This window comes from Erythrobacter litoralis HTCC2594, from assembly GCF_000013005.1.
GTDB classification, from domain to species: Bacteria; Pseudomonadota; Alphaproteobacteria; order Sphingomonadales; family Sphingomonadaceae; genus Parerythrobacter; species Parerythrobacter litoralis_A.
In genome coordinates, this window is sequence record NC_007722.1 from 2,832,288 (window position 1) to 2,845,281 (window position 12,994).

The following is a 12,994-nucleotide window of genomic DNA, read 5'->3' on the forward strand; positions in this document are numbered from 1 at the left end:
CCCTGTCCGTGATCTTTCAGCCCCTCTATCCGTTCGGGCTGAGCTTGTCGAAGCCCTGTCCTTCTCAGCTTGCGATACGCTCAACGTGAAAAACGGCCCTTCGACAGGCTCAGGGCGAACGGGGTCGGGGGAAAGGCTCAATCGCTCGCCATCTTGGTGACGGCGTCGACGAGCTGGCCGTAATTCTCGATCTCGGCCTGCTGGTTCATGCTGATGATGATGTCGAATTCGTCTTCGATCTCGGCAACGAAATCCATTACCGTCAGGCTGTCGAATTCAAGGTCGTTCTGGAATGTCGTCGCATCGGTGATCTCGACGCCTTTCTTGTTGAACGGCTCGATGATGGTGCGGATGCGGGTGTCGACTTCGGCGCGATCCATCGGTGATAATTCCTTAGGGTTGCGGGCAATCGGTCTGCCCTTGCGTCAATTGGCGCAGGGGAAAGCGGGTTTGGCGGGCAAATGTCAAGCGTGCCGAAGGGCTGCCTCGCGCGCGTCAGGCGGCAATCAGGGCATCCACCGCAGCCATGAACGGGCCGATGGAAACCGGCTTGGAAAGGTAATCTGCGGCGCCTGCATCGCGGATCTTCTCCTCGTCTCCCTTGCCGGCATAGGCGGTTACCGCCAGCACCGGGATCGCGGCGAGCGTCGGGTCCTGCTTCATGGCCTGGATCAGATCGACGCCGGAAATATTGGGCAGCTGGATATCCATGATGGTAAGATCGGGCGAGAATTCGCGCGCGGCGCCGAGCACGGCATTGCCATCAGCGCAGGGGAGCACTTCGTGCCCCTTGGCCCGCAGGACGTCGCAGAACAATTTCCGGTTGAGGTCGTTATCCTCGACAACCAGTATTCTCTTTGCCACGGGTGCCGCTCCTTCAGGGGACGCCCTAGGCCAGCATCGGAGCCTTGCCAATTACACTGCCGCCAAAATCCACCAGGCACGACGCGGCCGACCCGGATGCGCTGGCGCTGCAAGCGCTTGGGTGGGTGCTGACGGATGAAGACCGCGCGGCCCGCCTGCTTGCACTGACCGGGCTGACACCCGATATCCTGCGCGAAAGACTGACCGACCCAATGGTGCTCGCCGCCGTCCTCGATTTCCTGTCCAATCACGAGCCGGACCTCTTGCTCGCCGCCGACGCTCTCGACGTCGAGCCCCAGGTCCTTCTGTCCGCCCGAGAGCAATTGTCCCGATGAGCCGACCCGCCTCCCGACCTCTGGTGATATCCGATTGTGACGAGGTGCTGCTGCACATGGTCACGCATTTTCGCGACTTCCTCGACGAGGAGCACGGGATCGACTTCGCGCTCGACAATGGCGACTGGAGCAAGGCACTGACCTGGCGCGAAAGCGGTGCGGTGCTGGAGCAGCGCGATATCTGGAAACATCTGAACCTGTTTTTCGATCACGAGATGGATCGCCAGCATCCCATCAAAGGCGCGGTGGAATCGATCAACGCGATTGGCGAGCATGCCGATGTGGTGATCCTTACCAATCTGCTCGACGAGCGGCGCGACAAGCGTGCCGAGCAATTGCTGCGCTACGGGATCGAGGCCCCAGTCTATACCAATCAGGGACCCAAGGGTCCGGCGCTCGCGGCCATTCTTGAAGAACGCCAGCCGAGCCGCGCTGTGTTCATCGACGACCTTGCGCAGCATCATGGTTCCGCCGCCGAAACCGTGCCCCATATAACCCGGCTGCATCTGTGCGGCGAGCCGGCCATCGCCCCGCATATCGCCTGCGGCGAAAAGGCCGGCCATGCGCATGCGCGCATCGACGAATGGGAGCATGCGCTCCCGTGGATTCTGGAACGACTGGAGGAGGATGCATGAGCATCGAAGCAAGACTGAACGAACTGGGCATTGTCCTGCCCGAGGCTGCCGCGCCGGTGGCAAGCTATGTACCGGTGGTGGTGCAGGGCGGGTTCGCCCACATCTCGGGGCAATTGCCTTTCATCGACGGCAAGCTCGTGACCGGGCGGCTGGGGGAGGATGTTTCGCTCGACGACGGAACCGCGGCCGCGCGCGCCTGCGGTCTGATGATCCTGGCGCAGTTGAAGTCGGCCCTTGTGCCGCTCGACAAGGTAGAGCGGATCGTCAAGCTGGGCGCTTTCGTGAATTCGACCGCCGATTTCATCGACCAGCCCAAAGTCGCCAACGGTGCGTCGGAGCTGATGTTCGACGTGTTCGGCGAGAAGGGCCGCCATGCCCGCGCGGCCGTTGGCGTGCCTGCCCTGCCGCTCGGCGCTGCGGTTGAAGTCGACGCGATCATCGCCCTGGCAGAATGATCCACGGGTGCGCAGGCGACCTGTCCCCGACTGGCTGACGCGGTGGGAATATGCCCATCGCGGCCTGCACGGGACGGGTCCCGACGGCACGCGCGTACCGGAAAATTCGCTCGCCGGAGCGAAGCTGGCGATCGAAGCGGGGATGGGTATCGAATGCGATATCCAGCGCAGCGCCGACGACTGGCCGATGGTGTTCCATGACTGGGACCTGCTGCGGCTGACCGGGCAGGACGGCTTCACTGAAGGGGCAACCGCGCTGGCGCTCAAGGAACTCCGCTATCTCGACAGTGAGGAGGGCCCGGCGACGATGGCCGACCTGCTTGACCTTGTGGCGGGCCGCGTGCCGCTGCTGATCGAGATCAAGTCCAAACGCGGCTACGATGTCGAAGCGAGCTGCGCGGCGGTGAGCAATGCGCTCAGAGAATATGCCGGCGACCATGCGGTGATGAGCTTCGATCCGCGCGTAGCGCGCTGGTTTCGCCGGAAATGCCCGCAGACCTGCGCCGGGCTGGTGATGCGCGAGGACGAACATGGCTATACGCAGAAGCGCTGGCAGCGGCGGCTCGCCTTCGCCATCGCGAAGCCCGATTTTCTCGCCTACCACATCGCGGCCTTGCCCTGCGCATGGGTCGCTTCGCTGCGGGCAGGCGGCCTGCCGGTACTGACCTGGACGGTCAATTCGCCGGAGACCCGCGCCCGCGCATTGCTTTATGCCGATGCCCTGATCAGCGAAGGCCTTGGCTTGCCGGAAACGGTCGCATCGTGAGCGACACTGCCTTCACCGCGCGCATTGGCATGGGGGTGAACGCCTTCGACGCTGCGCAATGGGATGCACTCGGCGGGGCAGACAATCCCTTCATGAGCCACGCTTTCCTCTCCGCGATGGAAGACTCGGGTAGCGTCGGCCCCGGTACGGGATGGCAAAGCGCGCCGATTGTGATCGAGAGCGACTCCGGCCTGCCGCTTGCCGCGATGCCGGCGTATCTGAAGGGACATAGCCAGGGCGAATATGTCTTCGATCACAACTGGGCCGATGCCTACCAGCGCGCCGGCGGCGATTATTATCCCAAGCTCCAGATCGCCGCGCCATTCACCCCCGCGACCGGACCGCGCCTTTTGTTGGCCGACGACGCGCTGGGCCTGCCTTTGCTCAAGGCGGCCGAGCAATTATGCGCACAGAATGCGCTCTCCGGTGCGCATGCGACCTTCATCGATCCCGGCCAACTGCCGATCTTCGAGGAGGCAGGCTGGCTGCCTCGCAGCGATATCCAGTTCCACTGGGAGAACCGCGACTACGGCTCGTTCGACGATTTCCTGGCCGATCTCGCCAGTCGCAAGCGCCGCGCCCTGCGCAAGGAACGGACGAAAGCGCAGGCCGAGGTCGAAATCCGGCACCTGACCGGCGCGGAAATCACCGAAGCGGAATGGGATGCCTTCTGGGTCTTCTATCAGGATACCGGCGCCAGGAAGTGGGGAACGCCCTATCTGACGCGCGAAGCCTTCTCGCTGCTGGGAGAAAGGATGGCAGACAAGCTGCTGCTCATCTTCGCCTATCGTGATGGAGAGCCGATTGCAGGTGCCCTCAATGTCATCGGACGCGACGCGCTTTACGGGCGCTATTGGGGGTGCACGCAGCACATCCCCTTCCTGCATTTCGAATTGTGCTATTACCAGGCCATCGATGCCGCGATCGAGCGCGGCTTGCAGCGGGTCGAAGCGGGCGCACAAGGTGGACACAAACTGGCCCGCGGCTATGCCCCGGTGCAGACTTGGTCGGCGCACTGGATCGCCGACCCGGGATTTCGCGAAGCCGTCGCCGAGTTTCTCGAACGCGAGCGACGCGGGGTCGAGATCGATCAGAACTATCTCGACCGCAGAACGCCTTTCCGGAAAGGCGGGTGAGCGTAGGTCAGGCGGCCTTGCTGTCCGCTGCGAGCCAGTCGCGCGCCCGGCGCTGGGCTTCGGCGATCTCACGCGCAGTCATTTCGTCGGAAACATCGGCCCGGCACCACGCAGCTTCTTCGTGACCGCGCGAAGCGGCCAGGTTGAACCACTTGTGCGCCTCGACCAGATCGTATTCGGCGCCGTGGCTGCCGGTCGAATAGATGACGCCCAGATCGTAGAGCGCGATCGTCTCGCCTGCCGCTGCTGCCGCCAGGCATTGCGCGACCACCAGGCTCGGCTCCCTGGCATCGGCTGTCTGGTATGTCTCGCTTTCGATCTTGATCAGTTTCATTGCCCTCATTCCCCCAAGTTGATCCGGCGAAGTGCTCACCGGCTGTGAGACGAGTTCAAGAGCCTTATGGTAAATAACCGGTTAACCGCGATCCGCTTTTTGTCATCGGCCTGACCATTGATGGCGGATTATTTGGCCGCATTCTGCTTCGCTTAAGCTTTGGTCGGGCATGGAAAACCTGACCTGCGGATTGGCGCTTGTGCAGTGCAGGCCCGCCCCTTATAGGCGCGCTCAATTCGACCCTGCGCATGGCGTCGATGATGCTGGCTGAGGGATGCGGCAGGTCGCGGGGGGAGACTGGTTGAGAGGACCCACATGGCCGCTTCGGCGCGAAACGACAGCGAAATCCTGAGCAAGGCGAAAAGCAGGCTCGAAGAGGATTACGTTCCCGGCGACGACGAACCGTACATGAGTAAAAAGCAGCAGGATTATTTCCGCATGCTCCTGCTCGAATGGAAGCGTTCGATCCATTCCGCTGCCGGAGTAACGCTGCAATCGCTGCAGGACGGGCCGATCCGCGAACCCGATCTCAACGATCGCGCTTCCAGTGAAACCGACTGGGGGATCGAATTGCGCACCCGCGATCGCCAACGCAAGCTGATCGCGAAGATCGATTCCGCGCTGCGCCGCATCGACGAGGGCGAATATGGCTTTTGCGAAGTGACCGGCGATCCCATCGGCCTGCGTCGCCTGATCGCCCGGCCCGTCGCCACCATGACCGTGGAAGCACAGGAAGCGCACGAGCGCCGCGAGAAGATTTCGCGCGACAAATGATCGCGCTGCGATTGCGGCAAAGAAGCTTAAAGCTTCATTAGGGACATTGCTGGTAAGGCATGGGTATTCGGTCGGTTGGGGCCGATGCAAGTTCTTGTTCGGAAAGCACAAAGGGATAGCGTCGATCCATGCCTGCCGTCGATACACGCAACATTTCCCGCGATAGTCTCTTCCTGATGGCGGATCTGCGCCCGGAAGGGGCCGACGAGGCTGTGCGCGTAAAGGTGCGCAACCTCTCCGCCGGTGGAATGATGGCAGAGGGCAGCCTGAAAGTCGTTCGCGGAGCGCGTCTCTCGATCAAGCTGCGCAACATCGATTGGGTCGACGGAAGCGTTGCCTGGGTGCAGGACAACCGCTTCGGCATCGCGTTCGACCATCAGGTCGACCCCGCACTCGCCAGGGCACCTGCCGCCAACAAGGACGATGAGTCGACCCCGCGCTTCGTGCGCCCGGCCGGTTTGCAGCCTGGCGGAAGCGATCCGTCCCGCTTGCGAAAAATCTGATAGCTGGCGCTGACCCTGCACGATTTGGCTGCTAGGCAGCAGCCATGCGTTCGCTGCTTTCTGCCATTCTGCTTGTCGTGCTTGCGGTGCCCGCGTGCTCGGGTCGCAGCGACGACGGCACGATCGCGCTGGCCGTGGTGGGCAGTGAAGAATCGATGTTCGATTCCAGCTTGCGACTGTCGTTCGCCGGGCAGCTCGTCAGGGAGGCAACGGCCGAGGGGCTTGTCGCGCTCGATGCCCAGGGGGAAATAATTCCGGGGATCGCAGAACGCTGGATCGTTACCGACGATGGGCTGAGTTTCATCTTTCGCGTCAGGAATTCCGACTGGTCGAACGGCGAGCCCATCGATGCCGAATCCGTCCGCCGGAGCCTGCTGGCCACGATTGATGCGTTGGACGGCACTTCCCTAGGCATCGATTTGGAGAAAATCGATGAGATTCGCGCTATGACCGCGCGCGTGATCGAGATCCGGCTGAAGAGCCCGATGCCCGAATTCCTGCAATTGCTGGCGCAGCCGGAACTAGGGCTGCGGCTCGACGGACGGGCCGCAGGGCTGATGCGCTTGCAGCGCGTCGACGATCGGGCGGTGTTGACGCCCGTGCCGCCGGAGGAGCGCGGCCTGCCCGCGCGACCGGAATGGTCCGAGGATGCCCTCACTATCTCGCTCCGCGCCATGTCGGCCGGCGCCGCGGTCGAAGCCTTTAGAAATGCGGAGGTCGAGGCTGTGCTCAACGGCAGGCTGTCGACGCTTCCGCTGGCCGATCTCGGGCCGCTGTCGCGCGGCACTATCCGGCTGGACGCAGCGCTCGGCCTGTTCGGGCTGACATTCAACAATGCCGACGGTTTGCTCGCGGAAGCCTCGCGTCGCGAAGCGCTGTCGATGGCTATCGACAGGCCTGCATTGCTCGCACCCTTCAATGTCGCCGGCTGGATACCGACCACGCGGATCGTCGCGCCCGACCTGCCGCGCGATCCGGGTGCGCTTGGGGAGCGCTGGAGCGGACAGTCACTGGAAGAGCGCCGGGCCGAGGCAAGGCGCCGGATCGCCGATTATTCGGGTGAGGGGACAGTGCGCCTTACGATCTTTCTGCCCGATGGACCGGGCTCCGAGCTTCTGCTGCAGCAGCTGGCAGCGGATTTTTCGACCATTGGCGTGCGGCTGGAGCGCGCCGACCTGCGTTCGCAGGCAGACCTCGAACTGGTCGACCGGCTGGCGCGCTATGCCAATGCGCGCTGGTTCCTGAACCAGTTCAATTGCGCAGTTGCCCAGCCGATATGCTCACCCGATGCCGATGTGCTGGTCGACCAGTCGCTGGACGCTGCGACCGCGCAGGAGCAAACCAATCTGCTTGTGGAAGCCGAAAGCGCTCTGACGGCCGCGGAAGCCTACATCCCGCTCGGTGCGCCGATTCGCTGGTCTCTCGTTCGCGGGGGACTCGAGGGTTATTCGGAGAATCGCTGGGGGCGTCACCCCTTGTTTCCCATCGCCACCGCGCCCATATTTTAAGAAAAGGAGGCTTGAATATGAACGAGGGTCCGCGCGTGCAGGCGATGGGGTTCGAAATGCCGACCGGCAATGATCCGGTTTCGATCCGGAAGCGTATCGAAGCTCTGGAAATGCTGCTCGAACGCAGCATGGTAGTGCCGGGCACGAATTATCGCATCGGTCTCGACATCATCGTCGGCCTCGTGCCGGTGGTGGGCGATATCATCACCGCCGCCATGGGCAGTTATATCGTATGGGAAGCGCGCAACCTCGGTCTGCCCAAATGGAAACTTTGGCACATGATGGGTCGCATCGGTCTAGACACCGCCGTGGGCGCTGTGCCGGTCGTCGGCGATGCGTTCGACGTGGTCTACCGCTCGAACACGCGCAATCTGCGTACGATCAGAAAGCACCTCGACAAGCATCACCCGCAGACGCGCGTGATCGAGCAGTGAGCGGGCAGTAGTTTCAACCGAGACCAACTCGCGCTAGTGCCTGCCGCATGGCGCAAGACGTTACCTATTCCAGCTATCTCGATCTCGATCGCATCCTGGCGGCGCAGCACCCGGTGTCCGGCGCGCATGACGAGATGCTGTTCATCATCGTTCACCAGGCGAGCGAGCTGTGGCTGAAGCTATGCCTGCATGAGCTGTTCGCCGCGCGCGATTGCATTGCCGCAGACAACCTCCGCCCCAGCTTCAAGATGCTCAGCCGCGTGGCGCGCGCGCAGACCCAGCTGATCCAGAGCTGGGACGTGCTGAGCACCATGACGCCGCACGATTATTCGCAAATCCGCCCGCATCTCGGGCGCTCGAGCGGATTCCAGTCGCCGCAATACCGGATGATGGAATTCCTGCTCGGCGGGCGCAATCCGGACATGGTTGCGATGCACGAACCGACGCCGGAAATCGCGACGGCGCTGCGCGAGGAACTGGCGCGTACCAGCCTTTACGACGAGGCGATCCGCCTGCTGTCGCGGCGCGGCTTCGCCATCCCCGATGAAGTGCTGGCGCGCAAGCTCGACGAAGTCTGGGTCCGGTCGGAAGAGGTCGAAGCGGCGTGGGCTGAAATCTACCGGGACCCGCAGCAGCACTGGGATCTTTACGAACTGGCCGAGAAGCTGGTCGATCTCGAGTACCATTTCCAGCGCTGGCGGTTCGGGCATCTGAAAACGGTCGAGCGGATCATCGGCTTCAAGCGCGGCACGGGCGGCACCAAGGGTGTGCCGTATCTCGAAGGCGTGCTTAAACAGGCGTTCTTCCCCGAGCTGCTGAGCGTGAGGACGGCCATATGAGGGTTGGGATATGAGCAGCTGGAAATCGCAACGGCGCATCTGGGATATTTCGCAGACGCTGCGCCCCGGTCTTCCGATATGGCCCGGCGATACCGAGTTCGGGTTCGAGCGGACGTGGCGAATGGACGAAGGCTCGCCGGTCAATGTCGGCAGGATGACCATGAGCACGCATTCGGGGACGCACGGCGATGCCCCACTGCATTATGCCGAGGACGGGCTTGACGCGGCTAGCATGGAGCTCGACTCCTATATCGGCGAATGCCTGGTGGTCGATGCACGCGGCGTGAGCGGCGAGATCGACGTCGCCGACCTGCCGCATATCGAAAGCGCTGACCGGGTGCTGTTCCGCCAGTGGGATTCCTTTCCGCACGACGAATGGCGCAGCGACTGGCTGCCGATCGCGGCGGAGACGGTGGAGTGGCTGGCACTCCAGGGCGTCAAGCTGATCGGCACCGATGCGCCTTCGGTCGATCCGCAGGAGTCCAAGACCATGAGCGCGCACAAGGCAGTGCTGAAACACGACATGCGCATCCTCGAAGGGCTGGTGCTCGATGACGTGCCGGAGGGACGGTATGAGCTGCTTGCGCTGCCGCTCAAGATTGTCGACGGCGATGCCGGGCTGTGCCGGGCGATCCTGCGGGAGTTGCCCGATGCTGGATAAAGCGCGCGAACTCGATGCGGCGGACGAGCTGGCGCATTTTCGCGACCGCTTCGAAATTCCGGAAGGCGTAATCTATCTCGATGGCAATTCCCTCGGCGCGCTGCCCAAGGCGACGCCTGCGCGGCTGGAGCAGGTCATGCGCGGCGAATGGGGCAAGGGGCTGATCCGAAGCTGGAACGATGCCGACTGGATCACCCTGCCGCAGCGCGTTGGCGGCAAGATCGCGCCGCTGATCGGGGCGCATCCGCATGAGGTAATCGTCGCCGACAGCGTTTCGGTGAACCTGTTCAAGCTCATCAGCGCCGCGTTGAAGATGCGGCCCGGCAGAAAGGTGATCCTCAGCGAACCGGGCAATTTCCCGACCGATCTTTACATGATCCAGGGGTTGGAAAGTCAGGGCCTCGCCACCCAGCGACTGGCCGAGCGCGAGGCGATCATAGACGCGCTGGATGAGGACGTGGCGCTCCTGCTGCTGACCCATGTGCATTACAAGTCCGGCGCGATGTTCGACATGGCGGCGCTGACTGAGGCCGCGCATGACGCAGGCGCGCTGGTGTTGTGGGACCTGTCGCATACCGGCGGCGCGCTGCCGGTCGATCTGAACGGGTGCGGGGCGGATTTTGCGGTCGGTTGCGGCTACAAATATCTGAACGGCGGACCCGGCGCCCCGGCCTACGCCTTCGTCGCTGAGCGGCATCACGAGGCGCTCGAACAGCCGCTCTCCGGCTGGATGGGCCACGCCGCGCCGTTTGCCTTTACGGACGACTACAGCCCCGCACCGGGCGTCGATCGCCTGCTGTGCGGCACCGCGCCGATCCTGTCGGTCAGCGCGCTGGAAGTGGGCGTGGACCTGATCGCCGAGATCGGCGTCGATCACCTCTGGGCCAAGTCCCGCGCGCTCAGCGAGTTCTTGCTGGAATGTCTGGCAGAAGCGGGTGTCATCAATACGCCCTCTCTCCTTCAGGGGAGAGGGAGGAGCCGCGAAGCGGCGGAGGGCGTGGGGGATGCCCAGACGGAAACTTCGGCACGTGACGCCCCCGCCCCCGAACCCCCTCCCCTGAAGGAGAGGGGGAGTTTGGCGCTTGTCAGCCCGATCGACCCGATGCAGCGCGGCAGCCAACTCTCCTTCCGCCACCAAGAAGCCTACGCCCTGTGCCAGGCCCTGATCGCCCGCGGCATCATCGGCGACTTCCGCGCTCCCGATATCCTGCGCCTCGGCTTCGCGCCGGCCTACCTACGCTTCAAAGACATGGCGCGCACGGCGGAGGAATTGGCGGATATTCTGGCGAAAGGTGCGTGGGATACGGCCGAGTTCAAGCAGCGTGCGGCGGTGACTTAGTCGATTTTCCAACCGCAGGTTTCAGATAATTCCTGGAATGCCTGGCGGGCGCCAGTAGTGTCGAAAATAGCGGTCATAGGCGCTTCATTATAGGGCACAGTCTGAAGAACGAGCCGCTTTGAATCGGCTAATTCTCGCAGAAAGTTGATTGCCGATGGAGCGAAGGTTGCCTCCTTATCTGTCGAAATATCCCAGCGCTGAGTAATAGCGTCTTTGTCGCCAATCCGTACCAAGACATTCTTGAATTCAGAATAGACGCTACCACTATCGTCGCCGAGATATTCACCCCAAATAGCGTAAGCCTCCGTTTGATTTGACTGGCATCGCGCAACAAGCCTGACAGGCCCATTGAATCTCGCAGCACCTTCGTCGGCTGCCAGAGAAGCGACGACCGTCTTGCTATCGTCAAGAGGATTTGTATCGGCGCTAACTGACCACTTCGTTCCCGATTCATCGAACTCATCAACGGTCGACATGTCAGAGCCAACCTCTAAAGACTCGGAGTCCCTGAGGTTCGAGTAACAGCGATCCATCAGGGTGCTGAACTCAGTTTGGCCTGCGAATGCAACCGAAATCCCATCGAAAAAGAATGGCTTGAACCCTGTGTAGGCTCCCATTCTGTTTTTGCCGTTGACCTCACCCTGCCAAACCTCACGATCTCCTGGGCAGCGTTTCACCTCCTTGAATTCGGCAGACGATGGATCAATCAATTGACCACGAACAGCGTCTTCGGCTGCGTTGCTGCATGCAGTTAGTACCAAAAAGGCAAGCCAAATAAGATTTCGAAAACGCATGATTACCCCCGAAGGCAGCTAGCGTTATTTAGAGAACACTATAGAATCAATAGGAGAGCGAGAAGTCTGGGCTCAAGCTTCCAGCTCAACATCCCAATAGAGCCAATCCCGCCACGTCTCGTGCAGGTAATTCGGCGGGAATTGCTTCCCGTATTGCTGCAGCTGCCAGTGCGTCGGGCGGATCGGCTGGGTGTGGAGGTGCATATGCGCCTCCTTTGGCGTCCGGCCGCCTTTCTTCATGTTGCACGGTGCGCAGGCGGTGGCGATGTTCTCCCACGTCGTCTTGCCGCCCTGGCGGCGGGGATTGACGTGGTCGAAGGTGAGGTTCTGCCGTCCGCCGCAATACTGGCAATTGAAGCGATCGCGCAGGAACAGGTTGAAGCGGGTGAAGGCAGGAAATTCGCTCGGCTTCACATAGTCGCGCAGCGCGATCACGCTGGGGATCTTCATGTCGAGATTGGGCGAATGGACCTCGCGGTCATAGCTCTCGATGATGTCGACCCGGTCGAGGAACACCGCCTTGATCGCGGTCTGCCACGGCCACAGGCTGAGCGGATAATAGGATAGCGGCGTGTAATCCGCATTGAGCACGAGCGAGGGACAGGACTCCAGACTTCGCGTCGGGTCTTCCTCTGCACTGCGGAAAGCAGCGACTCTTTCGATCAACTCGGCCTTGAACAATTCGCTCTCCCCGACTTGGCTTCGAATGTGCATTTGCGCGGAAAAGCGTCAAGACGGTTACACGCAGGCTTTCCACAGGGTTGTCCCGCGCGCTAGGTCTCCGGTGTGATCGTGACGCGCTTCGCCCCGAGCCCCAATGGCCCGCTGCACTGGGGCCATGCCTATTCCGCCATCGTGGCGCATGACCTGGCGACGCAGGCCGGCGGCAAGTTTCTTTTGCGAATCGAAGACATCGACGGCCCGCGCACCCGGCCCGAGCTGGCCGACGAGTTCCGACGCGACCTCGAATGGCTCGGACTGGAGTGGGAAGAGGTCCCGGCGCAATCGACGCGGCTGGAAAGCTACCAGTCGGCAGTCGACCGGCTGCTGGACCAAGGCTTGCTCTACCCCTGCACCTGCACCCGCAAGGAGATCGAAGCGCTCGAGCCGAGGACGGGGCCGGAAGGGTTCGTCTATCCGGGCACCTGCAAGGGGCGCTTGCTCGATCCCGAAAAGCCCGCCGCCCTGCGCCTCGATACCGACAAGGCGCTGCTATCGGTCGGCGAGGTTCGTTGGGACGATGCCTTGGCTGGGCTGCAGACGGCAGACCCGCGCCAGTTCGGCGATGTGGTGCTGGTGCGGAAAGACCTGCCCGCAAGCTATCACCTGGCGGCCACGCTCGACGATGCCGCCGACGGGGTCACTCTGGTTACGCGCGGGCAGGACCTGTTCTTCGCCAGCCATATCCACCGTCTGCTCCAGCACCTGCTCGACCTGCCCGTGCCGCGCTGGCACCACCATCCGCTCCTGCTCGACGAATCCGGCAAAAAACTCGCCAAGACCCGCGGTTCGAAGGCGCTTGCGGATTATCGCCGGTCGGGCGAGAATGGTCGCGATTGGGCCGATAGACTCCGCATAGACCATTGGCCGTCTGGTATAGAGCTTGGGAGTGCCTAG

Annotated in this window: 18 protein-coding genes; 13 read left to right on the forward strand and 5 right to left on the reverse strand. The window is 62.4% G+C overall.

The features are described 5' to 3' along the window. Window positions 1-137 precede the first annotated feature (137 nt). Both EL2594_RS13860 and EL2594_RS13865 read right to left on the reverse strand, forming a co-directional pair. The gene (locus tag EL2594_RS13860; protein ID WP_011415730.1) at window positions 138-380 is read right to left on the reverse strand and encodes an acyl carrier protein; all 243 of its coding nucleotides are present in this window, start codon (window positions 378-380) and stop codon (window positions 138-140) included. A gap of 115 nt (window positions 381-495) precedes the next feature. Continuing rightward, window positions 496-864 (reverse strand): response regulator, encoded by a 369-nt coding sequence (locus tag EL2594_RS13865; RefSeq protein ID WP_011415731.1) that lies wholly within the window; start codon window positions 862-864, stop codon window positions 496-498. A gap of 44 nt (window positions 865-908) precedes the next feature. Here EL2594_RS13865 and EL2594_RS13870 point away from each other — a divergent pair, with 44 nt between their 5' ends. From EL2594_RS13870 to EL2594_RS13890, 5 genes are read left to right on the forward strand one after another with little or no spacing between them, the layout of a single operon-like run. After that, complete coding sequence (locus EL2594_RS13870) at window positions 909-1,199, forward strand: DUF3572 domain-containing protein (RefSeq protein ID WP_011415732.1); 291 nt, start codon at window positions 909-911, stop codon at window positions 1,197-1,199. After that, the gene (locus EL2594_RS13875; protein ID WP_041685381.1) at window positions 1,196-1,834 is read left to right on the forward strand and encodes a hypothetical protein; all 639 of its coding nucleotides are present in this window, start codon (window positions 1,196-1,198) and stop codon (window positions 1,832-1,834) included. Before EL2594_RS13870 ends, EL2594_RS13875 begins: the two co-directional genes overlap by 4 nt. Next, window positions 1,831-2,289, forward strand: coding sequence for a RidA family protein (locus EL2594_RS13880; RefSeq protein ID WP_011415734.1), 459 nt, complete (start codon window positions 1,831-1,833; stop codon window positions 2,287-2,289). The genes EL2594_RS13875 and EL2594_RS13880 overlap by 4 nt, the downstream gene beginning before the upstream one ends. Before the next feature lie 7 nt (window positions 2,290-2,296). Continuing rightward, entirely contained in the window at window positions 2,297-3,055 is a 759-nt protein-coding gene (locus EL2594_RS13885; protein WP_011415735.1) for a glycerophosphodiester phosphodiesterase family protein, read from the forward strand. Continuing rightward, window positions 3,052-4,191, forward strand: coding sequence for a GNAT family N-acetyltransferase (locus EL2594_RS13890; RefSeq protein WP_011415736.1), 1,140 nt, complete (start codon window positions 3,052-3,054; stop codon window positions 4,189-4,191). The genes EL2594_RS13885 and EL2594_RS13890 overlap by 4 nt, the downstream gene beginning before the upstream one ends. 7 nt (window positions 4,192-4,198) lie before the next feature. Here the strand turns inward: EL2594_RS13890 and EL2594_RS13895 are convergent, their stop codons facing one another. Next, on the reverse strand, window positions 4,199-4,525 hold the full coding sequence (locus tag EL2594_RS13895) for an SEL1-like repeat protein (protein ID WP_011415737.1): 327 nt from the start codon (window positions 4,523-4,525) through the stop codon (window positions 4,199-4,201). Between the two features lie 315 nt (window positions 4,526-4,840). On the opposite strand from EL2594_RS13895, the gene dksA reads away from it, so the two are divergent. The 7 genes from dksA (at window position 4,841) to kynU (ending at window position 10,583) form a co-directional block, all read left to right on the forward strand. Then, a complete protein-coding gene (gene dksA / locus EL2594_RS13900) occupies window positions 4,841-5,299 on the forward strand; it encodes an RNA polymerase-binding protein DksA (RefSeq protein ID WP_011415738.1) in 459 nt (152 codons plus the stop codon). A gap of 128 nt (window positions 5,300-5,427) precedes the next feature. Beyond that, a complete protein-coding gene (locus tag EL2594_RS13905) occupies window positions 5,428-5,802 on the forward strand; it encodes a PilZ domain-containing protein (protein ID WP_011415739.1) in 375 nt (124 codons plus the stop codon). A 44-nt stretch (window positions 5,803-5,846) separates the two neighbouring features. Beyond that, window positions 5,847-7,310 (forward strand): ABC transporter substrate-binding protein, encoded by a 1,464-nt coding sequence (locus EL2594_RS13910; protein WP_011415740.1) that lies wholly within the window; start codon window positions 5,847-5,849, stop codon window positions 7,308-7,310. Between the two features lie 17 nt (window positions 7,311-7,327). Continuing rightward, a complete protein-coding gene (locus tag EL2594_RS13915) occupies window positions 7,328-7,744 on the forward strand; it encodes a DUF4112 domain-containing protein (protein ID WP_011415741.1) in 417 nt (138 codons plus the stop codon). Window positions 7,745-7,791: 47 nt separating this feature from the next. Beyond that, window positions 7,792-8,583 (forward strand): tryptophan 2,3-dioxygenase, encoded by a 792-nt coding sequence (locus EL2594_RS13920; RefSeq protein ID WP_011415742.1) that lies wholly within the window; start codon window positions 7,792-7,794, stop codon window positions 8,581-8,583. Window positions 8,584-8,593: 10 nt separating this feature from the next. Beyond that, window positions 8,594-9,244 carry an arylformamidase gene (gene kynB, locus EL2594_RS13925; RefSeq protein WP_011415743.1) on the forward strand — a complete coding sequence of 217 codons (651 nt, stop codon included), beginning with the start codon at window positions 8,594-8,596 and terminating at the stop codon, window positions 9,242-9,244. Then, window positions 9,234-10,583, forward strand: a complete 1,350-nt coding sequence (gene kynU, locus EL2594_RS13930; RefSeq protein WP_011415744.1) for a kynureninase — start codon at window positions 9,234-9,236, stop codon at window positions 10,581-10,583. The genes kynB and kynU overlap by 11 nt, the downstream gene beginning before the upstream one ends. Here kynU and EL2594_RS13935 read toward each other — a convergent pair. Both EL2594_RS13935 and EL2594_RS13940 read right to left on the reverse strand, forming a co-directional pair. Beyond that, complete coding sequence (locus EL2594_RS13935; RefSeq protein WP_081432330.1) at window positions 10,580-11,377, reverse strand: type VI secretion system-associated protein TagO; 798 nt, start codon at window positions 11,375-11,377, stop codon at window positions 10,580-10,582. The two genes, kynU and EL2594_RS13935, sit on opposite strands and share 4 nt — an antisense overlap. A 72-nt stretch (window positions 11,378-11,449) precedes the next feature. Continuing rightward, the gene (locus tag EL2594_RS13940) at window positions 11,450-12,058 is read right to left on the reverse strand and encodes an HNH endonuclease (RefSeq protein WP_041686117.1); all 609 of its coding nucleotides are present in this window, start codon (window positions 12,056-12,058) and stop codon (window positions 11,450-11,452) included. Between the two features lie 105 nt (window positions 12,059-12,163). Here EL2594_RS13940 and gluQRS point away from each other — a divergent pair, with 105 nt between their 5' ends. After that, a complete protein-coding gene (gluQRS, locus tag EL2594_RS13945; protein ID WP_011415747.1) occupies window positions 12,164-12,994 on the forward strand; it encodes a tRNA glutamyl-Q(34) synthetase GluQRS in 831 nt (276 codons plus the stop codon).